At 70.0% G+C, this 18,446-nt stretch carries 16 protein-coding genes and 3 pseudogenes; 7 read left to right on the top strand and 12 right to left on the bottom strand.

Annotation, left to right across the window (positions count from 1 at the left end):
• The first annotated feature begins 69 nt into the window (after positions 1–69).
• The 3 genes and pseudogenes from galE to ACSMTC_RS03725 all read left to right on the top strand — a co-directional run bounded on the left by galE (position 70) and on the right by ACSMTC_RS03725 (position 3,028).
• Positions 70–1,065 (top strand): UDP-glucose 4-epimerase GalE, encoded by a 996-nt coding sequence (gene galE, locus ACSMTC_RS03735; RefSeq protein ID WP_436558194.1) that lies wholly within the window; start codon positions 70–72, stop codon positions 1,063–1,065.
• Positions 1,066–1,475: 410 nt separating this feature from the next.
• A pseudogene (locus tag ACSMTC_RS03730) lies at positions 1,476–1,781 on the top strand (helix-turn-helix domain-containing protein); the annotation flags it as partial.
• Between the two features lie 248 nt (positions 1,782–2,029).
• Complete coding sequence (locus tag ACSMTC_RS03725; RefSeq protein WP_436558193.1) at positions 2,030–3,028, top strand: EamA family transporter; 999 nt, start codon at positions 2,030–2,032, stop codon at positions 3,026–3,028.
• Positions 3,029–3,535: 507 nt separating this feature from the next.
• On the opposite strand, the pseudogene ACSMTC_RS03720 reads toward ACSMTC_RS03725, so the two are convergent.
• Positions 3,536–4,368, bottom strand: a pseudogene (locus ACSMTC_RS03720) (IS5 family transposase).
• Between the two features lie 102 nt (positions 4,369–4,470).
• The gene (locus ACSMTC_RS03715) at positions 4,471–5,406 is read right to left on the bottom strand and encodes a class I SAM-dependent methyltransferase (protein ID WP_436558192.1); all 936 of its coding nucleotides are present in this window, start codon (positions 5,404–5,406) and stop codon (positions 4,471–4,473) included.
• Between the two features lie 446 nt (positions 5,407–5,852).
• Here ACSMTC_RS03715 and ACSMTC_RS03710 point away from each other — a divergent pair, with 446 nt between their 5' ends.
• Together ACSMTC_RS03710 and ACSMTC_RS03705 are read left to right on the top strand one after the other, a co-directional pair.
• On the top strand, positions 5,853–6,905 hold the full coding sequence (locus tag ACSMTC_RS03710) for a DUF2599 domain-containing protein (protein ID WP_436558191.1): 1,053 nt from the start codon (positions 5,853–5,855) through the stop codon (positions 6,903–6,905).
• A 99-nt stretch (positions 6,906–7,004) separates the two neighbouring features.
• Positions 7,005–7,223, top strand: a complete 219-nt coding sequence (locus ACSMTC_RS03705; RefSeq protein WP_436558190.1) for a hypothetical protein — start codon at positions 7,005–7,007, stop codon at positions 7,221–7,223.
• Positions 7,224–7,371: 148 nt separating this feature from the next.
• Here ACSMTC_RS03705 and ACSMTC_RS03700 read toward each other — a convergent pair whose 3' ends face one another.
• Both ACSMTC_RS03700 and ACSMTC_RS03695 read right to left on the bottom strand, forming a co-directional pair.
• On the bottom strand, positions 7,372–8,034 hold the full coding sequence (locus tag ACSMTC_RS03700) for a DUF4097 family beta strand repeat-containing protein (RefSeq protein WP_436558189.1): 663 nt from the start codon (positions 8,032–8,034) through the stop codon (positions 7,372–7,374).
• Between the two features lie 193 nt (positions 8,035–8,227).
• Complete coding sequence (locus ACSMTC_RS03695; RefSeq protein ID WP_436558188.1) at positions 8,228–8,701, bottom strand: flavodoxin family protein; 474 nt, start codon at positions 8,699–8,701, stop codon at positions 8,228–8,230.
• Between the two features lie 254 nt (positions 8,702–8,955).
• On the opposite strand from ACSMTC_RS03695, the pseudogene ACSMTC_RS03690 reads away from it, so the two are divergent.
• Positions 8,956–9,161, top strand: a pseudogene (locus ACSMTC_RS03690) (ISKra4 family transposase); the annotation flags it as partial.
• A gap of 39 nt (positions 9,162–9,200) precedes the next feature.
• Here the strand turns inward: ACSMTC_RS03690 and ACSMTC_RS03685 are convergent.
• Positions 9,201–9,824 (bottom strand): histidine phosphatase family protein, encoded by a 624-nt coding sequence (locus ACSMTC_RS03685; RefSeq protein ID WP_436558187.1) that lies wholly within the window; start codon positions 9,822–9,824, stop codon positions 9,201–9,203.
• A 230-nt stretch (positions 9,825–10,054) separates the two neighbouring features.
• Complete coding sequence (locus ACSMTC_RS03680) at positions 10,055–10,273, bottom strand: hypothetical protein (protein ID WP_436558186.1); 219 nt, start codon at positions 10,271–10,273, stop codon at positions 10,055–10,057.
• A 204-nt stretch (positions 10,274–10,477) separates the two neighbouring features.
• Between ACSMTC_RS03680 and ACSMTC_RS03675 the strand changes: the two genes are divergently transcribed.
• Positions 10,478–11,314, top strand: coding sequence for an alpha/beta fold hydrolase (locus ACSMTC_RS03675; RefSeq protein ID WP_436558185.1), 837 nt, complete (start codon positions 10,478–10,480; stop codon positions 11,312–11,314).
• A 103-nt stretch (positions 11,315–11,417) separates the two neighbouring features.
• Here the strand turns inward: ACSMTC_RS03675 and ACSMTC_RS03670 are convergent, their stop codons facing one another.
• The 6 genes from ACSMTC_RS03670 to ACSMTC_RS03645 all read right to left on the bottom strand — a co-directional run bounded on the left by ACSMTC_RS03670 (position 11,418) and on the right by ACSMTC_RS03645 (position 18,424).
• Positions 11,418–12,062 carry a ScbR family autoregulator-binding transcription factor gene (locus tag ACSMTC_RS03670; RefSeq protein WP_436558184.1) on the bottom strand — a complete coding sequence of 215 codons (645 nt, stop codon included), beginning with the start codon at positions 12,060–12,062 and terminating at the stop codon, positions 11,418–11,420.
• A gap of 64 nt (positions 12,063–12,126) precedes the next feature.
• Positions 12,127–13,137 carry a DMT family transporter gene (locus ACSMTC_RS03665; protein WP_436558183.1) on the bottom strand — a complete coding sequence of 337 codons (1,011 nt, stop codon included), beginning with the start codon at positions 13,135–13,137 and terminating at the stop codon, positions 12,127–12,129.
• Positions 13,138–13,379: 242 nt separating this feature from the next.
• A complete protein-coding gene (locus tag ACSMTC_RS03660; RefSeq protein WP_436558182.1) occupies positions 13,380–14,408 on the bottom strand; it encodes a threonine aldolase family protein in 1,029 nt (342 codons plus the stop codon).
• A 61-nt stretch (positions 14,409–14,469) separates the two neighbouring features.
• Positions 14,470–15,720 carry an MFS transporter gene (locus ACSMTC_RS03655; protein ID WP_436558181.1) on the bottom strand — a complete coding sequence of 417 codons (1,251 nt, stop codon included), beginning with the start codon at positions 15,718–15,720 and terminating at the stop codon, positions 14,470–14,472.
• Positions 15,717–17,048 (bottom strand): YlbE family protein, encoded by a 1,332-nt coding sequence (locus ACSMTC_RS03650; protein WP_436558180.1) that lies wholly within the window; start codon positions 17,046–17,048, stop codon positions 15,717–15,719. Before ACSMTC_RS03650 ends, ACSMTC_RS03655 begins: the two co-directional genes overlap by 4 nt.
• Positions 17,045–18,424, bottom strand: a complete 1,380-nt coding sequence (locus tag ACSMTC_RS03645; RefSeq protein WP_436558179.1) for an ATP-grasp domain-containing protein — start codon at positions 18,422–18,424, stop codon at positions 17,045–17,047. The genes ACSMTC_RS03650 and ACSMTC_RS03645 overlap by 4 nt, the downstream gene beginning before the upstream one ends.
• Positions 18,425–18,446 lie beyond the last annotated feature (22 nt).

Below are 18,446 nucleotides of genomic sequence, written 5' to 3'. Positions count from 1 at the left end.
CGGATGGTCGCTGCCCGGCCGGCGCGCCTCGCGCCGTCGGGCACACCCACCGACAGGGAGGAACACACCATGAAGGTCCTGATCGCCGGCGGAGCCGGATTCATCGGCAGCACCATCGCCTCCCTCCTCATCGACGAAGGGCACCATCCGGTCATCCTGGACAACCTCGTCACCGGCCGCCGCGAGTTCACCACCGGCCGCACCTTCTACGAAGGTGACATCGCCGACGGCGACCTGATCGACCGGATCTTCAACGACCACCCCGACATCCACGCCGTCGTCGACTGCGCCGCCCTCATCGTCGTCCCCGACTCCGTCGCCGACCCGCTCGGCTACTACCAGGCCAACATCGCCAACGGCATCCAGTTCATCGGCCACCTCGTCCGCAACCGCTGCACCCGGCTGCTGTTCTCCAGCTCCGCCTCGATCTACCAGACCAGCCCCGACTTCACCGTCGACGAGAACTCCGCCATCGACCCACTCAGCCCCTACGCCCGAACCAAAGCCATCTTCGAAACCATCCTCAGCGACATCGCCACCGCCGGACAGCTCAACATCATCTCCCTGCGCTACTTCAACCCCATCGGCGCCGACCCCAAGCTGCGCACCGGCCTTCAGATCCGCAAGCCCACTCACGCTCTCGGCAAGATGATCGACTGCCACCACAGCGGCGAGGCATTCACCATCACCGGCACTGACTACCCCACCCGGGACGGATCCGGAATCCGCGACTACATCCACGTCTGGGACCTCGCCCACGCCCACCTGGAGGCACTGTCCGCCTTCGACACCGTCACCGGCGCCGCCGGCTATCAGGTCATCAACCTGGGCACCGGTACCGGCACCACCGTGCGTGAACTCGTCGCCGCCTTCGAGACCGTCACCGGCCGGCCCCTGCGAACCGTGGAAACCGGCCCGCGGCCCGGTGACGCCGTCGGCGCCTACACCCGCAGCACTCGCGCCCTCGACCTCCTCGGCTGGAAGACCGAACTCGCCGTCGAGGACGGCATCCGCGACTCCCTGCGCTGGATCGACCAGCGCGACACCATCCTCGGCACCATGTAGGAGTAGAAGGAGCGGCCGTGGCCGACACATCAGGTAGCGGCCAACGCCCAACTGCTGCTGGACAGTCGAGGCGTCATCCCGCGCCGTCGAGGAATCGAAGCACTATGGGATGCCGCGGATGTCGCCGTGTGCAGGAAGCTGTCAGTGCTGCCGACGGTCTCCAGATTCAGCCCTGGGCTGGGTCACAAGGTCGGCGCTCGCGAGGCCGGCTTGGAGGTCGTCGGCGCGACGCACGGGTCGGTTGTTGATGAGCCAGTGCTCGACGTAGGGACGCGGCCGTAGGCGCGGTGGTTCTGCAACAGGATCAGGGTCGCGGTCGAGGCCAGTGACCTGCCGTCCGGCCCTGCCGGCCTCGCGCGCGAGGGGTAGTCCGACGTATCCGAGCCCGATGATGACGAGTTGAAGCGAGGGTGATCCACGTGGAGGACTGGGCTGAGATCCGCCGGCTGCACCGGACCGAGGGGCTGTCGGCGCGGGCGGTGGCCCGGCAGCTGGGGATCTCCCGGAACACGGTGGCGGGGGCTCTGGCCTCGGACTGGCCGCCGCAATACCGGCGGGCGCCGAAGGGCTCGGCGGTGGACGCGGTGGAGCCCGCGGTCCGCGAGCTGCTGAAGCAGACCCCAACGATGCCGGTGACCGTGACCGTGATCGCGGAGCGGATCGGCTGGGAGCGCGGACTGACGATCCTGCGTGATCGTGTTCGCGAGCTGAGGCCGGCCTAGTGAGCAAATGTCTGTTTTGTCGTTGCAGTTGGGCAAGTGAGCCGGTCGTGGGCTTGCTGGATGGTTACGGCCCCGGCCGGGTGAACAATCCGAACTTGGTCTCGTCAGCATTCCTGTGGCCGGCTGGGCACTTGCGCTTGGTGTGCCTGCGATGTGCCAGCACCTTCCAAATCTGCGGATTCCTGCCCGATATCGGGCAGGAATCTTGGCTTCTTGCTGCTTACTCCCCTAATTTTCCCCGTGTGCAGGAGAAGACCGAAGGGAGCATGAAGGTGCGTTTGGGCACACGGCGACGGGTGGTAGGGCCGAAGGCTTCCGCGAGCCTCGACCGACCTGCTCGTCGACCACAATCGATGTCGGGGATGGCTTGGCTCGCGCTCGCAGTCGTCTACATCGTGTGGGGTTCCACCTACTTGGGCATCCGGATCGCCGTCGAAACCCTGCCTCCGCTGCTGTCGGCCGCCGCCCGCTTCATCACTGCGGGCGCCATGCTCATCGCCGTGCTGGCGTGGCGACGGGGTACCGCAGCACTCTACGTGACGCCGCGTCAGCTCGCTTCTGCGGCACTCATCGGCCTGTTGCTCTTGACCGGCGGTAACGGCCTGGCTTTCCTTGCGGAGACCCAGCTGCCCTCCGGCCTGACTGCGCTGCTGGTGGCACTCACGCCAGTGTGGATGATCCTGTTGCGGGTCGGCAGCGGGTACCGGCCCAGCGTCATGGCGTTCGTCGGCGTTGGACTCGGAGTGTTGGGGCTGCTTGTCCTCACCGCACCGGGCCTGAGTGGTCGGACAGCGGTAACCGGCGTCATCGTGATGGTCGCCGGTACACTGCTGTGGGCGCTCGGATCCGTCCTCTCATCCCGAATTTCGCTGCCTGGCGATGTGTTCGTGGCCACTGCCTACGAGATGGTGACAGGCGGCATAGGTTGTCTGCTTCTTGCGATCCTGCACGATGAGCCGTCAAGCTTTCACCTGCACGCCGTCTCGGGCCGCTCCTGGGCCGCGCTCGCGTACCTCGTCGTATTTGGCTCCCTCGGCGCCTTCACCTGCTACGTGTGGTTGCTGCAAGCGGCGCCTCTGTCGGTTGTGTCGACCTACGCCTACATCAACCCCGTCGTTGCAGTCATTCTCGGCGCCCTCGTCCTCCACGAGCCTCTCACCCGGAACCTCATCATCGGCGGTTCGGTAATCGTGGCTGCCGTTGTGTCGATCGTCACCGGCGAACGCCATCGCAGCAGGTAGCCAAAAGCGAACCTGTGCTCCCAAGAGGTGGTACGTGTGTTGACTCGCGGAGCTACGCGCGAGCTGATGCCCGGTGTCTGCGACGGGGGTTACGGCCGTGGCAGGGTGAACAGCCCCTGCTCGGTCTCGGCCAGGAACCCGCGCTCGGCGAGCCGCTTGGGCTACAGACGGACGTTGTTGATATTGCTCGGACCGATCTCCACGTCCATCGCCTCGCACACCGCCCGCGCCCGCAACGGTGCCGCGGTTGCGGCGAACACCGCCATGATCTGCTGGTAGACAGGATGGTCCGGCAGCCTCGCGGCCGACGGCTCGGATGGTGGTCGATCGGCCAGCTCCAGCAGCGTCTTGCGGGTGATCCGATCTCCTCGGCGGCGGTGTCGAACCCCTTCAGCAGTGCGGTCAGCTCCGCGATCTTCTCCCGGGCTGTCTCGGCCTGCGCGACGAGCTCCCGCTCCCGCTCCTCCAATCGAACCAGTACCGCCCCCAACGTCAGCTCTCCGCCGGTCATGCTCCACGCCATGCGGGAGTGGAGGTGCCGGTCAGCATCCGCGACATCCGGTCGCTCATCGCCCGGTGCACCCGGGACTCGGCCGACGCGGTCCGGTGCTCGTAGTCGCGCACCAGCCTGCGGTGCAGCATCAAGATCCCGTTCGTCTGCTCCACGATCCACCGCTTGGGCTGGGGGACGAATCCGGTGTCGGCCGGGTTGCGCTCGACGACTTCGACCTCGATGCCGACCTGCTGCCCGTGGTCCACGACGGTCTTCTTGAACTCCCGGTCCACAGGGCCTTCGCCACGGCGCCGCCGGCGCTGGCTGCGACCTTGTCGAGCAGGGCGGTGCCGAAGGCGTTGTCGTGGACGGAGGCGGCCAGCACCACCACCGCGATCACCAGGCCCAGGACATCGACGGCAAGGCCCCGCTTGCGGCCCGGGACCTTCTTGTTCGCGTCGCGCCCGGCGGTGTCGGCCGGGACCCCGGCGGCGGCGTGCAGGCTCTGGGTGTCCAGCACCACCAGGCTGGGGTCGGCTAATCGCCCCTTCTTCTCCCGGACCTGCCAGCGCAGCAGGTCGTGGATGGTCTGGTCGGTGCCGTCGTCGCGCCACTTGTAGAAGTAGTACTTCACCGCCCCGGCGGGCGGCAGGTCGTGGGGGAGGTAGTCCCACTGGCAACCGGTACGGGACTGGTGGAGCAGGGCATTGACGATCTCCCGCATGTCGTAGTTGCCCTGGCGGCCGCTGACGGAGGGGTGCCGGGCCTTCCATGAGGTGATCACAGGCTCGATCAGGGCCCAGCGCTCGTCGGATAGGTCGCTCTTGTAGGAATGACGGTCGCTCACAGGTGACACTCCAGCACCCCCGTGCCTCCCAGGCAGCGGAGATGCGGCGATCCCACACGTTCCGGTGACGACAGATGCGACATCACGTCATATGCCGCCCTCTCATAGGTGATCTGCCGGTTCTCCCGCGATGACCAGGCGATACCCGTAGTCCATGCTCGTCCGGTCGAGCAGGTCGGCATGGCGGCGGTGCCAGAGACCCGACCTGAGGTCGTCGTGGAGCCGGGTGATCGCCGGCTCCACGATGGAGGGCGGCAGTTGGGCGAAGGTGGAGCTGGCCTGTCGAATGACCGGATCGAGGTAGAACTCGGGTCGACGCCAATAGGCGGTCTGGAAGCCGTCGGTGAAGTCGTGAGGGATCGGGAAGGGTACGACGGTGTGCGCGTCGAGCGCGTCGACGACTGTGGCGAGGGGCGTGAAACGGGCGTGCTCCAGGTCGCGGATCTCCGGTAGGTACTCCTCAAGCAGCCACAACTCAGGCTGGTGGGTCGGGTCCCATGTGAAGACGACCTGCCTGCGGGCCACCCGGCGCAGCTCGCGGAGCCCGCGGAGCAGGTCGGGCCAGTGGTGGACGGTCATGACGGCCATGGCCGCATCAAAGGATGCGTCGTGGAATGGGAGTGCCTCCGCGCCGGCTTTGACCTTCGTGGCGCCCGGGTGCTGGTCGAGCATGACCTGGGACGGATCGACGGCGGTGACCTCGGAGCGTTCGGGCTCGTAGGAGCCCGCGCCGGCACCGACGTTCACGACCATGTGGGCGCCTTCCAGCGCCTGGCCGATCAGGGCGTGCAGGCGAGGGTCGGGGCGTCGGATGCGGCTGTAGTCGATCCCGATGCGGTCATAGGTGGCCGACAGCCGGCCGGAGGCGATGTCCATCAGGCAAGCCCACCAGACCGATCCGTTGCTGGCCAGAGATTCAGCATGGGCCGAATGTTGAGGTTCCGTCTGAGCGCGCCGGACCCTGGCCTCGGTCAGGTTTGCCGTGTCACCGCTGCAGGCGCTGGTCGGTCTGCGCCGCTTGCTGCCCGACTTCCTCACCCCTCACCCCCGGTACCGCCCCCGACATCGACGACGAGTGCCGGCCCTGCGGGCGACCCAGTCGGAGCGGGTCGTCGGGGCGTTGTACCTGGCGGCCAGCGGACCCCTGACCTGCTGTTTTACCGAGGCGCCGGGCCGGATCTATTCGCTTGGTCTCGGGCCGCAGCAGCCGGGATCAAGGCTACGGACCGCCGATGATCCTACCGACCCACCGTCACCTACGAACCACGACGTGATGGATAGGCGGGGCGCACGTACGCATGTTCAAACAGGGTCGAAGGACGGACCAGACGTCAGATGATCAAGGCTCTACAGAGCCTTCGCATGCCCCTTCCGTGATCGAACAGCGGCGGCCCCCGGTCGGCGTGCGAGGACCAGTGCGCGCCGGTGGAGTGCCGCATGCGCGGGGTGTACGGCGCCATCTGCGTCCGTGGATACTGCTGGTCATGAACAGACCAACGGCTGCACGGCTCCTCGCCACACTCGCCGCATGTGCGGCCAGTGCCTCCCAGCTGGTGGGCGTCCAAGCCACCCCCGCGTCCGCGGAAACCTTCTGCGGCTCCCACTCGGTCGATGGCGCCATCTGGACCGAGTACACCCAGACGCCCGGTGTGCAGCAGTCCCTCGGCTGTCCCACCAGCGATGAACTCGGCCTTCCCGACGGGGTCGGCCGCCGTCAGGTCTTCGACCACGGCTCGATCTACTGGAGCCCGAACACCGGGGCGCACGCCGTGTGGGGTCTCATCGGCCAGGAGTGGAGTCAGCACGGCTGGGAGGGCGGCTACATGGGGTACCCGCTCACCGACGAGCTGAAGAACCCCGACGGGGTCGGCGTCCGCCAGCAGTTCCAGAACGCTACGGTCTACTGGTCCCCCAACACCGGAGCGCACGCGGTACACGGCAACATCGGATGGTGGTGGGGACAGTACGGGTACGAAAAGGGGTCGTACGGCTACCCCACGAGCGACGAGTACAACACCGAAAACGTCGGCGGCAACGTCGATGACAACAAGGGCATTCGCCAGGACTTCCAGTCCGGCAAGTACATCTTGTGGAGCGGTGGTCAGGCCGACGCCTTCGAGGCCTGCCAGAGTGCGTGCATCGGCTACGGCGGCATCACCAACACGAAGTGGGTGAAGAAGACCGAGGTCTACGTCAATTGGACCGACAGCCGCTTGACGTCCGTCCACGTCACCCCGACGGCCGCCGCGTTCAAGACCGTCACAGGCAACGATGACGCCGCCAGTGACGTGAATGACGACTGGAGGCAGGTGTGGTCCAACACGCTCATGTTCCCCGGCGCCACGCAGACCAAGCAGAACTCGACCTACCAACAGCTGCTGTGCCACGCGGAGTTCTCCTACCCCAACCCCGGCGGTGGGCACTTCGGTGGTCCGACGTGGGATCTGGAGACCTGGCGCCCTGAACTCACCGGGGATGCTGAAACGAAGCTCAAGAAGATGCTCGCCTCCAAGTGCAACTGGGACACGGACTCGTAGCACCTGCCTCCCAAAGCCCCTCGTCAGCCTTCGGGCCGGCGGGGGGCATCTTGTATTTTCGGACCGGATCGTCGTCACAGCGGGCCGCAGCAGTCTGTCGTGACTGTCCCGGGGCCGCACCTCTCGCTGCCCGCCTTCCCCGAGTCCGCCACGGACCCGCCTCTTCCTGCCCGCCCCGGCGGGCGACGGCTGCTGCCGGTCGAGCAGGGCGCGGCCTTCTGCCAGCCGCCCGGCGAGACCGTGCCCGTACCCGCCCCGGCTCGTCGCCCGCTCGCGGCCTGCGGCCTGCCTTTCTCCGACCCGGACCACCGGATGTGATGCGTACCGACTCCACGGGGCCCCGACTTCGGTGGGCGACGTAGGCGGTGGTGACGTCGGTGTAGCCGAGGGCCACGCCGGCCGGGCAGCCGAGGTGGGCGGAGAGTGATGGCCGGTCGTTGAAGGGGTGTTCCTTTGGGGGAGTGGGTCAGAGGCTGCGGGCGGTGATGTCGCCGTGGGAGGTGGTGGCGTGGATGTCGAGTTCGGTGGTGCCGTCGTTCCTGAGGGCGTTGCTGATGCGGCCGTGGGCGGTGCCGGCGTCCAGGGCGGCCGAGACTCCGGCGGCGGCGCCGATGGTGATGTCGCCGGACTGGGTGCGGAGCTGGACCGTGCCGCGTACGGCCTCGGTGATCCGGATGTCGCCCCGTGCCGTGCTGATCTGGGCGGGGCCGGTGAGGCGGCCGACCTCGACGTCGCCGTCGGTCGCCGTGAGGCGGACGCTCGCGGCCTCGTCGATCCTGATCCGGCGGTACGCGCCTTCGAAGACGACCTCGCCCAGGCGGCCGACGCCGCGCAGCTCGCAGGCGGCGGCCCTGGTCTCGACGCGGGAGCCGGCGGGCAGTTGGACGGTGACCTCCACGGATCCGTTGCCGAGGAGCGCGTTCTTGGGTTCGGGGGTGTGGATCCGCAGGACGCCGTCGGTGTAGGCGACGGTGGTCTGCTCGGCGGTCTGGACGTCGCGGCTCTTGGAGGGGTCGGCGGGCAGGATCTCGACCGTGGTGTCGGCGCGGTCGGCGGCTATGAACTGGATGCGTCCGGCGGGGACGGCCAGGACGGCGGAGATCGGGGTGGGGGTGTCGAACTTCTGCATGATGCTCTCCTGTGCTCGCTCGTTGCTTTCGATGCGTTGACGATCCCCTGCCGTCCTGACACAGGACAGCCACCGCACTGACACCGCCCCTGACACGGTGTCACCTCAGCGAAACGGCAGGCGCCGACGGACACCACCACCGAATCACGTGACCGACACCCCGGTCATGACCTGGCGCAGCTGACCGAAAAGGTCAGGACACCGCACCGGCCCGCGCTCGTAGCCCTTCGGCGAACGCGCGCGCAGCCGCCAGATCGCCGGCGTCAGGCCGTGCCTTGTTGATGCCGCCGACGAGCCTGAAGGGAAGCCAGGTGTCGAACCCGCGGCACGAGAAGGCGTCGACCACCTCGAAGCCCTTCTGCTCGAGAAGCCGCGCAAGGGGGCGGGTGAAGGGCCGGAACCGCGGTTCCGGCAGTCCACTGGTGGCGAACACGAACGCCCTTCGCCGCTCCCCCTCGGGGACCGACCGGACGAAGTGGCGCAGCCGCGGGTGGAACTTTCCCGAGAAGATCCCCGAGCCGAATCCCACGAGGTCGTAGGTGGCGAGTTCTGCCAGGTCAACCTGTTCAGGCTCGACGACCGGGGCCGACAGGACCTGCCCCATGACGTCGGCGATCCTCTTCGTGTTGCCGTGAGACACGGAGGCGCACACGATGACGACCTTCATGATCGTTCCCCTTTCGCTTCAGGATTCCCGGGCAGTGCTGGTCGGATCGGGCCACGAGCCGACGCGTGGGCACCGCGGTGTCCCGCTCGTCGGCTGCGGCCCCACAAGCGGAACGGCCGCACCCAACGGGTAGACGAGGCAGGGCTGGAGAATGTGACATCGTCGCCCACCGCGGCTGGGACCTGGCCGCCGCCGGCGGAACCGTCCTGGACCGGTGGGCCGACTGGGTCGCCCTCGCCCTCGTCCTCGTCCTCGTCGACGGCGCCCGCCACCAGTTCGACCTGATCGCCGACCGCCTTGACCTCACCGGCGCCCGCCAGGGCCTTCACGGAGCCGAAGCCGTCAGAGGGTGTGTCCAGCCAACGGCGACCTCGCCCCCTACCGGCGCTTCCATGCCGCCCGCGAGCACGAACGCCGCTACCCCGCGCCCGACCAGCGCACCTACGCCCTCACCACTTGAGCACGGACGAGACGAACCGCACCCATTGCCGCTTCAGCGTCAGCAGGGCATGCGGAGCTGGGAGGGGAACCCGGTCCAACGCAGGTCGTCTGGGAGATGGCTCATGTCGTTGTAGACCAGAACGGTCGCCGGCCGGGCTGGGGAGTAGCGGATGACGGTGAGTGCCGCGTTGCCGTGGTTGAGTCCCATCCAGCGCCAGGCCGGGGCGTCCATCGCGGCGCGAACCAGCCAGGCGATGAGAAACGCGTGGGTGACGACAAGGTCGTGACGAGGTGCATCCCCCTGGTTAGTCGGCCCGGTGAAGTCCCTGACCGCCTGACGGGCCAGCTCCGCACCGCGTGCACTCTCCTCCGCCGACACCGAGGCGAAACGCGCCGACAGGGCGTCAGCGACCTCCGGTGGGAACTCGTGCCGCTCCGGGATGTACGGAACGTAGTCGCCGGCCGCCTCGGACTCGCGGAGCGGCACCCCACCCAACTGCGCTCCGACCAGCCGCGCTGTCTGCGCTGCGCGGGGCAGCGGACCGTGATGGATGGCCGTCAGTGGTACGCCGTGCAGGCGCTTGCCCAGCAGCTCCGCTTGCCGTCGCCCAGCCCCGGTGAGCTCTCGCTCGTCGGGTGTGGCCTCACCGTGGCGAGCGAGATAGAGGTATCGATCTTGCATGCCGAGACGGACGCCTCCCCACAACCCCTCGGTTCCCGCCCTCCTCCTCACAATCCCTTCAGAAGAGCTGAACCCGAAGGCGTTCCAGCGGAACACGGCACCGCGTTGCTCATCGGTGGATCCAGGCTGAGATCGCGCGCATGGCCTCGTACTCGCTCGCGCGGAGCTCTCACGGTGAGATCCGGCGGACCTTGAGTACCAGTCGTGGCGACGGTGTCACGGACTTGGCGTTACGAGACCTGGCCGCTGCCGTTGACGGCCTCAGCGGCGGAGTCGAACGCGTAGTCGCCGGGCACGCCGAAGACGTGCTCGATGCCGAGCGCGGCCAGCCGTTGTACTGCGTACTGCGCCACGGTCGGCTGCCCCGTCCGGCTGGACGCGGCCACGGCGGACGCTGCCGACGGGGCATCGGTGGAGTCCTGGCCGCCGACGCCTTGGTTGCCTGTCATCAAGTCCTCCTGTCGCGAAAACCAGCAGCGTGACCCCCGGCCCGGTGGCCTGGTCAGCCCCGGTGGTCGGGATCGTGGCTCACCGCCTGCCCACGCCCGTCGCGACAGCGACGGCCGGAACCTGCCGTTTCCTCCGCTGAGCCATGTCGTTGTCCAAGCCATGCATGCCCGTTCGCGGGGAGATTCGTCAAGAGGTGCCGCACAGTGCTGAAACTCGTGGAACGCGAAGGTGTCCGGCTCGCACTCATCCGGCGTGACGGTTCGGGCAGACCGTTGCTGATCGTGCCGGGGGTCATGTCCGATGCCGCCGCGTGGCAACCAGTTGTGAACGCGCTGGACGAGGCCGGACCGGTCTATGTACTGAATCGACGTGGTCGGCGGCCCAGCAGTCCCCTCGGCCCGGACTACTCGATGTCCACGGAGATCGACGACTTGGTCCGCGTCCTCGACGAGCTCGTCGCCGATGAGAGCGCGGAGCAGGGGGTGGACCTGTTCGGCTGGAGCCTCGGCGGGCTCGTCGCGCTGGAGGCCGCGGCGCGACGCGCGAGGGCCGTCCACTCTCTCACTCTCTACGAACCCGTTGCACGGCCCTTCGGCCGTGGAGCGCTGGACGCCTTGCGGGAGGCTGCCGCGGCGGGCGACCTGGATCGCGCCGTGGAGATCGTGAACCGGGACGTGTCGGGATTCTCCGAGGAGTACGTGGCGCGGTTGCGCCGGAGCGCCGCTTGGGAGGTCCTCAGACTGCTGGCCGCCCCGTTGGTGAGGGAGCTGGCGGCCCTCAACGACCACCTTGTCGACCTGTCGGCGTTCGAGAGCCTCGACCTGCCCGTCACCCTCCTGCTCGGAGGCGACAACGAAGGCGTACCGCCCTACGGCGACATGTTCGCCGGCTTCGCGGCGGCTCTGCCCCGTGCCCGCGTCGTCACCATGCCGGGGCAGGGGCACCTCGCGCACGCGGAGGACCCCGAGGGTCTGGCCCGCCAGATCGAGCGGGTGCTTCACCGGGTCGGCCGCTCCGACGCGGGAGCCGGTCCGTCGTAGTCGCAGGGCGGAACGCCCCGGGCGCAGCCGCGTCGTACGCCCGGACCGGGCCTTCGGCGTTCCCACGCGTCGTGCCGTCGAGCGGCGCGTGGGCGGCTGCCGGTCATCCTGCCGAGTCGCCCGCTCCGTCGTCGGCCACCAGGGGGCTGCGGGGTGTCGTCGTCGGCAGACCGGGAGTCAGCCCTGGCAGCGTGGCCTGCCAGAAGCGCTCCAGGACGTGGGACGTCTCCTGTGATGGGCTCGGTTGGCGCGCGAGTATCTGGACGCCGATGGTGACAGCGAGAACGCTGGCGACGACGCCGTCGACGGCGACGTCCGGCGCGAGGCTCCCGTCGCGCCGCGCATCCTCCACCAGCCGCCGGAGGAGGGCGGTCAGCCGACGGCGCAGGACGGGAACGCCTCCTTCGGCCCGGTCGCAGCTGACCTGGAACCCTGCCCGTACCACCACGTCATGGTTGAACAGCTCGGCCAGTTCACGGGTCATGTCCACCAGGGCTGTCAGTGCCGGCCCGGGCTCGTGTGCCCGGGTGGCGGCCAGCCTGTCGAGCGCTTGGCCCGCCTCCTGCTCCAGTGCGGAGGCCAGCGCCTCCTTGCCGGCGAAGTGGAAGTAGACCGCGCCCGTGGAGAGGCCGGCCGCAGCGCTCACCTTGGAAAGCGTCGCGGCCCTCAGACCGTGGCGGTCGACCACTTGGGCCGCGGCCCGGATGATGGAGTGACGTGAGCGAATGGCGCGTTCTTGCGATACCACAGGAGGTCGGTTTCCCCTTCTGCCAAGCGTGTGATTCGCCCCCTCCCGACGGGAGGGGGCCGATTCAGGCAGTGGACGGAGCCGCCAGCACGGCGGCGGCGATCAGCAGCGCCGCTCCGACTGCTGCCGTTCCCTGATGAGTCAGTGGTTCCCCGGTCAGCGGCCCCAGGACGAGTGAGGTGAGCACCTGACCGGTGATCATCCCGAGCCCCGCGGCCAGGACACCGATGCGGCGCACGGTCAGCACGGCGGACAGTACGACCACACAGCCGAGCAGGCCACCGATGTAGTGCCAGGGTGGGCCGGAGTGGGGCCGGGGCAGCCGGTCGAACGACGCCAGTGCCGCCACGGCGGCGGCCATCAGGGCGGTGCCGGTGGCGAAGCTGAGGAGGACCGCCGGGTACGGGTGGTTCCCGGCGGCTTCATCCACCCTGCCGTTCACCGCCATCTGCCAGGACAGGGCGCAGCCTGCGAGGAACGGCAGGACGGCGAGCACGAGCGTATGGCGCGCGTTCGGGGCGGTCAGTGCCGGCGTGGCCACGGCGCACACGGCGAGGAGCCCGCCTGCCAGACGACGCCGGGTGGCCCGGCGCGGCGTGCCTGGACCCACGCCGAAATGGTCCATCACCACTCCGGACAGGGTCTGACCCGAGACGAGTGCCAGCGTGTACGGGGCGGGACCGAGCGCTGCGGCGGTCAGCGCCTGCGTCAGGACCATGCTGCCGCCTGCGGCGCCGCCGAGGCAGTGCCACGGCCGCAGCCTGCGGGACCGCACCGCGGTGAGCAGTGCCGTGGACGCCGGCCGCAGTCCTGTCAGGAAGAGAGCGGCCGCAGCGGCGACGCACAGGCTGAGCGTGTTCGACCAGGCGGCCGCGGCCACGGCCCCGGCGTGTCCACCGAGCCTGCCGTTGACCACGGACTCCAGAGCAAGCGCCGAGCCCCCGGCGACGGCGCCTGCCAGTGGCAGGGCGCCGGATCGGGCCGAACCCGGAAGGCGCGCGGGCTCGTCGTGCGGCCGGTATGGTGGCGCCGCGTCAATGTCATGGGTCCGAGTGCGCGATGTACGCGACAGCATGAGGCTCCCGGTGGTGAAGATCGACGGATGGCTCGCGGTCGGTGGCCGGCGGCGTGTCGGAACTCTCGGCGTCCGGGGCTGAGACCGACCGGCGACAGGGCCCGCGCCCGCCGCGCCAGCGGCCGGTGTCTGCGTGCGTGCCGATGGCTCTCTCCCTCCTCGCCGCCTCCGGCCGGGGCCCGTCCCCCAGCCTCCGGCCGGAGGACTCCCTTCTTGATCCGCGCTCCCGTCGCCGGTCGGTCTCAGCCGGGCGGCGGGAAGGCTTCCAGGACCCGGATGATGTCGCGGCGCGACACGTCGCAGTGCGTCATCATGCGGACGCCGTCGTCCGTGGGCACGGTGAGCACGCCGCGCCCGGCGAGTGCGGCCACGGTGTGCGCCGGGTCGTCGACCCGCAGCATGACGACGTTGGTCTGCGGGGCGTCCGTCTTCCATCCGCGGTCGGCGAGCCCGGCGGCGAGCAGCCGGGCGTGCTCGTGATCCTCGGCGAGCCGGTCGATGCGCTCCAGGGCGACAAGACCGGCCGCCGCCAGGACTCCGCCCTGCCGGACTCCGCCCCCGAGCATCTTGCGGACCCTGCGTCCCTCCTTCACGACTTCCGCGCTGCCCGCGAGCACGGAACCCACCGGCGCGCCCAGCCCCTTGCTCAGACAGACCTGGACGGAGTCGACGCCCTCGGCCAGATCCGCTGGTGGCACGTCAAGGGCGACCGCGGCGTTCCAGAGGCGGGCGCCGTCGAGATGCACGAGCAGCCCGGCGGCGTGGGCGGCGCCGACCAGTTGACGGTGCTCCTGCGGCCTGGTGACCGTACCGCCCGCCGCGCCGTGTGTGTTCTCCAGGCACAGCAGCCGGTCCCGCAGTGCGAAGTACGGTCCGCCGCGGGCGACCGCCCGGGGCACGTCGGAGGGGCTGGGCACGCCGGGGCCGGCGGTCCAGGGCAGCGCACGGGGCATGCCTCCGGCCAGCCAGGCGGCTGTGCCGGCCTCGAGGTCGAGGATGTGTGCGCGGTCCGGTGCGAGGAAGCGGTCGCCGCGTTCGAGATGTACACAGAGCGCGATCAGATTGCCCATGGAGCCGCTGGGTACCCACAGGGCATCCTCCGTGCCCAGGAGCGGGGCGACCTTCTCCTCCAGCATCCGCATGGTGGGGTCGCCGTCGAGGACGTCGTCGCCGACCTCGGCGCGGGCCATGGCCTCCCGCATCCGCGCGTCGGGACGGGTGACGGTGTCGGACCGCAGGTCGACCGGCGGTCCGGCCGGGGGTGGTGTCATGGATGCCTCCGAAGGGGGGTGCCACCGGCAGCGGGGACGTCCGCGCTCGCCGGGGCGGCGGCTACTGAGACCGCGTGACGCGGTACCGGGTCATCAGCAGGGCGGAGAGCACGCTGAATCCGGCGCCGAGGAACATCACCGCGGACGGGCCGGACGCGTCCACGAGCCAGCCGCCGGCCAGCGCACCCAGCGCGATGGAGACGTTGAAGGCGCAGATGTACAGCGAAGTCGCGGCCTCGGGAGCCTGGGGGGCGCTGGCGAAGACGAGGGTCTGCAGGCACACGGGCAGCGCCGTGTACGCGATGCCCCACACCACCAGCAGAATCACCGTGCCGACGTGCCATCGGCCGTTGGCCACCAGCAGGCTGACGGCTGCGGCGAGCAGGAGGATGCAGGCGAGCGTGGTCGCGCGCAGCGCACGCGCCGCGGCGGCGCCGCCGGCGAAGTTGCCGACGACACCGGCCACGCCGTACAGCAGCAGCAGTGCGCTGACCCAGTGGGACGGGATGCCCGCGTTCTGTTCGAGGAACGGTGCGACGTAGGTGTACGCGGCGAAGTGGCCGGTCACCATGGCGGCCGTGACGAGTGTGGCGATGCGGAGATTGCCATCCCGCAGCAACCTGGGCAGTTCGGCCAGGCGCACCACCGTGCGGGGCGCGAGGGGAGGCAGCAGGAAGGCCGCCGCGGCGAGGATCAGGACGCCGCTGCCGGCGATCGCCCAGAACGCGGTACGCCAGCCGGCCAGGCTGCCGATGAAGGTGCCGAACGGCACGCCGATCACGGAGGCGATGGAGATGCCGCTGAAAACGACCGCCGTGGCCCGGACGGTCTGGGTCGGCGGCACCAGACGGATGGCGATGCTCGCCGCGATCGACCACATCACGCCGTGGGCGAAGCCGGTCAGCAGCCGCGAGACCATGAGGACGGCGTATGAGGACGACAGTGCGGTGAAGGCGTTGCCCGCGACGAAGACCGTGAGCACCAGCAACAGGAGCAGGCGGCGGTCGAGGCGGCGGGTCGCCACCGTCAGCACCGGGGCGAAGAAGCCCGCGATGGCACCGTACAGGGTCACCGACAGGCCGACGGTGCCCTCGGAGACGCTCAGGTCGCGGCTCATCGCGGGGAGCAGCCCGATGGGCACCATCTCGGTGGTGGTGAAGGCGAAGACGCCCATGCCGACGGCGATGACGGCGAGCCAGCTGCGTATCGGGCCGAGGTGGGCGACGGATGCGGCGGGCCGGTCGGTACCGTCCGCGGTGGGGACCGCGGACGCCGCGTTCGTGTCCTGAGGGGCGGGGGGCGAGGGTGTCACAGTGGATCTCCGGGTCGTGCTGGGGTGTCGGTGGTGGTGGCAGGCGACGGCGCGGTCAACAGCCGCGCGGCTTCCTGGAAGGGCGCCTGCGGGGGTAGGAAGAGGACGGCGCCGGCGTGCCCGCCGTCGCGCAGCGTCGCGCCGAGATGGATCGCGGGCACGATCCCGGTCTCGGCGACGCGTATCACGTCGATGCCGCACGGCACGCCGCGGTAGGCGAGGGAGGGGATGCGGTACTCAGGGTGCTCGGCCAGCGTGATCCGGTACATGCGCTCGGTGAGACGGATCATCTCCTGCGGCGTGCCGGCGGAGTGGTCCTGCAGCGGCATGGCGGCCGCGGCCGCCATGCCGCCGAGGCCGACCGTCTCCGTGATCAGGCTCTCGCCGCCGACGTACGCCAGGTCGTCGGTGGTCCAGCCGTCGTACAGCCGGCCGCGCAGCGTGGACACGGGCGGGAGCGGAGCGGTGAACCAGCGGTCGCCGAGACCGGAGACCCGTAGGCCGAACTCCTTCTCGTTGAGGTTCATCGCGGTGACGAGCGTGCTGCCGGTGATCCCGGAGGCGCTGTCGGCGGCCGCCTTGGACGCCGCCATCACGAAGTGCAGGAAGAGGTACTCGGCCGAGCTCAGATACGCGGCCAGGGCCCGGTGGTGTTCGGCGACCCCGCTGCGGGACATGTCCAGTACGGCGTTCAGCACCGTGGTCCGGAACATCGCACCGGCGGCCCTGTGCCGGCTGTGCAGGTCGTCGCCCATGGCCAGAGCCCGCCGGATGAGCGGGCCCAGCGGGATTCCGCCCAAGTGGTCCAGGACCTCGGCGAGGGCGGGCGACACGACGTCACAGACGTGCCGCAGGCGGGCGCCGACTCCGTCGTCCCAGACCCCGAAGGTGAGCGAGGCCCGGTCGGGACCTTCGTTCATCCGGCAGAACGCGCGGCGGCCGGAGGCCTCGTCCCGGACGACGGCCACCGGCATCGACGCAGTGCACACGCCGGTGAGTGATCCGACGGTCGCGTGGTCGTGCGAGGGACGCACCGCGATCGTGCCGTCCGCGAGCAGTGCCTCGGCCTCGGCCTCGTTCCGGGCGAGTCCTTCGTAGAGGGCGGCGCCGATGACGGCTCGGCGCTGGCCGCCCTCGTACCGCTCCCACGGCATCGGCGGCCCGGAGACGAGGATCGTCCGGGCCGTCATGCCGGGGACGACCCTGCCGGCGGGGGCGACGGTCTCCAGCACGGGACGGGCCTCGACGAGGCGCGCCAGGGCCTGAGCGTTCGCCGCGTCGTGCACGGTGCGGTCGGTGACGGGCGCCGTGGTGGGATGCCCGGTCACCGTACGGCCTCCCCGGCGGTTCCCGCGGGCGCGGACCGCACGGTGGTGTGGATCGTCACCCGCCGGGCGGCGTCCTGTGCGGCGCTGTCGAGGTCGGTGTCGAGGGGGCCGTCCAGGACGACGGAGACCGAGCGGCCCTGGGAGTCGGACTGCGCGCCCAGCAGGTCGCCCCGGTGCCGGCTCACCAGGACCGCGTGGTCCCGGGGCGGGGCGCCCTCCGCGACCGGCGGCAGGTCCGGCCATCGGCCCTGCTCACTGACCCAGTGGACCGGTGTGTTCTCGGCCGTCACATCTGCCAGGAGACCCTGGGGATGGTCGAGGTAGATCTGCCGGGCCCGGCGCCGTGGCCGTGTGGTGGCCGGCTCGGCGCCGAGCGCCAGGTCCAGCAGGGCGGCGTCCAGGTCCATGCCGGTGGCCAGGCGCCACAGGCGGGTGATGGCGTCCCCGGGCGGACGCGCGGCGGCCTCCATCAGCACCACCCGGTTCTCGGCGGTCAGCCGGAACTCCGTGTGGCTCATGCCGGTGCCGAACCTCACGGCTTCGAGGAATTCCGTGTTGGCGTCGAGCAGCAGCTTCTCCTGCTCGGGGGTGAGGTGCGGTGCGGGAGAGGTGTGGCCGACCTCGGTGAAGAACGACGTGTCGGATTCGTTGGTGTCCTTGGCCGTGATGCCTGCCCAGAGCACGGCTCCGTCGCGTACCAGCGTCTCCACGGAGAACTCCCGGCCGGCGATCCGCTCCTCCAGCAGAAGCAGTTCGTCGGGACCGTACTGAGGCAGGAGCGGGGGGATGGCGTGCGGTCCGGTGATCGCGCGCACGCCCGAACTGGACATGCGCGAGGCCGGCTTGAGGACGGCGGGGAAGACGTCCCAGTCCTCCGCCCCGGTGACGCGGGTCGGGTCCAGGAGGGTCCAGCGCGGTGCCAGGGCGGGGGCGGCCAGCCGCTGCAGCAGCTTGTTGCGGCAGACACGCGCGGCGTGGGTGCCGGGGCCGGGCAGCCCGAGGGTCTGGGCGAGGGCTCCGGCAGCGTCCACGAAGACCTCGCCGACGTTCAGGACGGCGCGTACCGGGCGGTCGCGCAGCCAGGGCGCGACGGTGCGCAGGAGGGTGTCGAGTGAGGTGTCCGCGATGTGCCGGAGGTCGTCGTCGGCGACCCGGGACAGCGCGTGCTTGGGGTCGCGGCGGTGCCGGGCCAGCTCGTCGGCGGGTGTCTCGGGTCCGAAGACGAACAGGGGTGCCACTGAGCGCTGTTCGGCCGCGTCGAGCAGGCGCAGGTGTTTGGAGAGGACGACCAGGTCGGTGATGACGATGACGGCGGGCCGGTCGGTTTCGGCGGCGTCCGTCGCGGGTGGTGCGCTGCTGGCGCGGAAGGCGGTCATGGTTTCCCTAGGTCGGGGCGGG

Source organism: Kitasatospora sp. HPM-01-4 (assembly GCF_051374625.1).
Classification (GTDB): domain Bacteria; phylum Actinomycetota; class Actinomycetes; order Streptomycetales; family Streptomycetaceae; genus Kitasatospora.
This window is presented reverse-complemented; position numbering and strand designations above follow the sequence as displayed.

What these genes read in the sequence shown, in the direction of transcription:
- ACSMTC_RS03710 (WP_436558191.1), top strand. Translation starts at nt 5,853, where the DNA reads ATGAACAGACCAACGGCTGCACGGCTCCTCGCCACACTCGCCGCATGT.
- ACSMTC_RS03700 (WP_436558189.1), bottom strand. Translation starts at nt 8,034, where the DNA reads ATGCAGAAGTTCGACACCCCCACCCCGATCTCCGCCGTCCTGGCCGTC.
- ACSMTC_RS03660 (WP_436558182.1), bottom strand. Translation starts at nt 14,408, where the DNA reads ATGACACCACCCCCGGCCGGACCGCCGGTCGACCTGCGGTCCGACACC.
- ACSMTC_RS03665 (WP_436558183.1), bottom strand. Translation starts at nt 13,137, where the DNA reads ATGCTGTCGCGTACATCGCGCACTCGGACCCATGACATTGACGCGGCG.
- ACSMTC_RS03695 (WP_436558188.1), bottom strand. Translation starts at nt 8,701, where the DNA reads ATGAAGGTCGTCATCGTGTGCGCCTCCGTGTCTCACGGCAACACGAAG.
- galE (WP_436558194.1), top strand. Translation starts at nt 70, where the DNA reads ATGAAGGTCCTGATCGCCGGCGGAGCCGGATTCATCGGCAGCACCATC.
- ACSMTC_RS03645 (WP_436558179.1), bottom strand. Translation starts at nt 18,424, where the DNA reads ATGACCGCCTTCCGCGCCAGCAGCGCACCACCCGCGACGGACGCCGCC.
- ACSMTC_RS03680 (WP_436558186.1), bottom strand. Translation starts at nt 10,273, where the DNA reads ATGACAGGCAACCAAGGCGTCGGCGGCCAGGACTCCACCGATGCCCCG.
- ACSMTC_RS03685 (WP_436558187.1), bottom strand. Translation starts at nt 9,824, where the DNA reads ATGCAAGATCGATACCTCTATCTCGCTCGCCACGGTGAGGCCACACCC.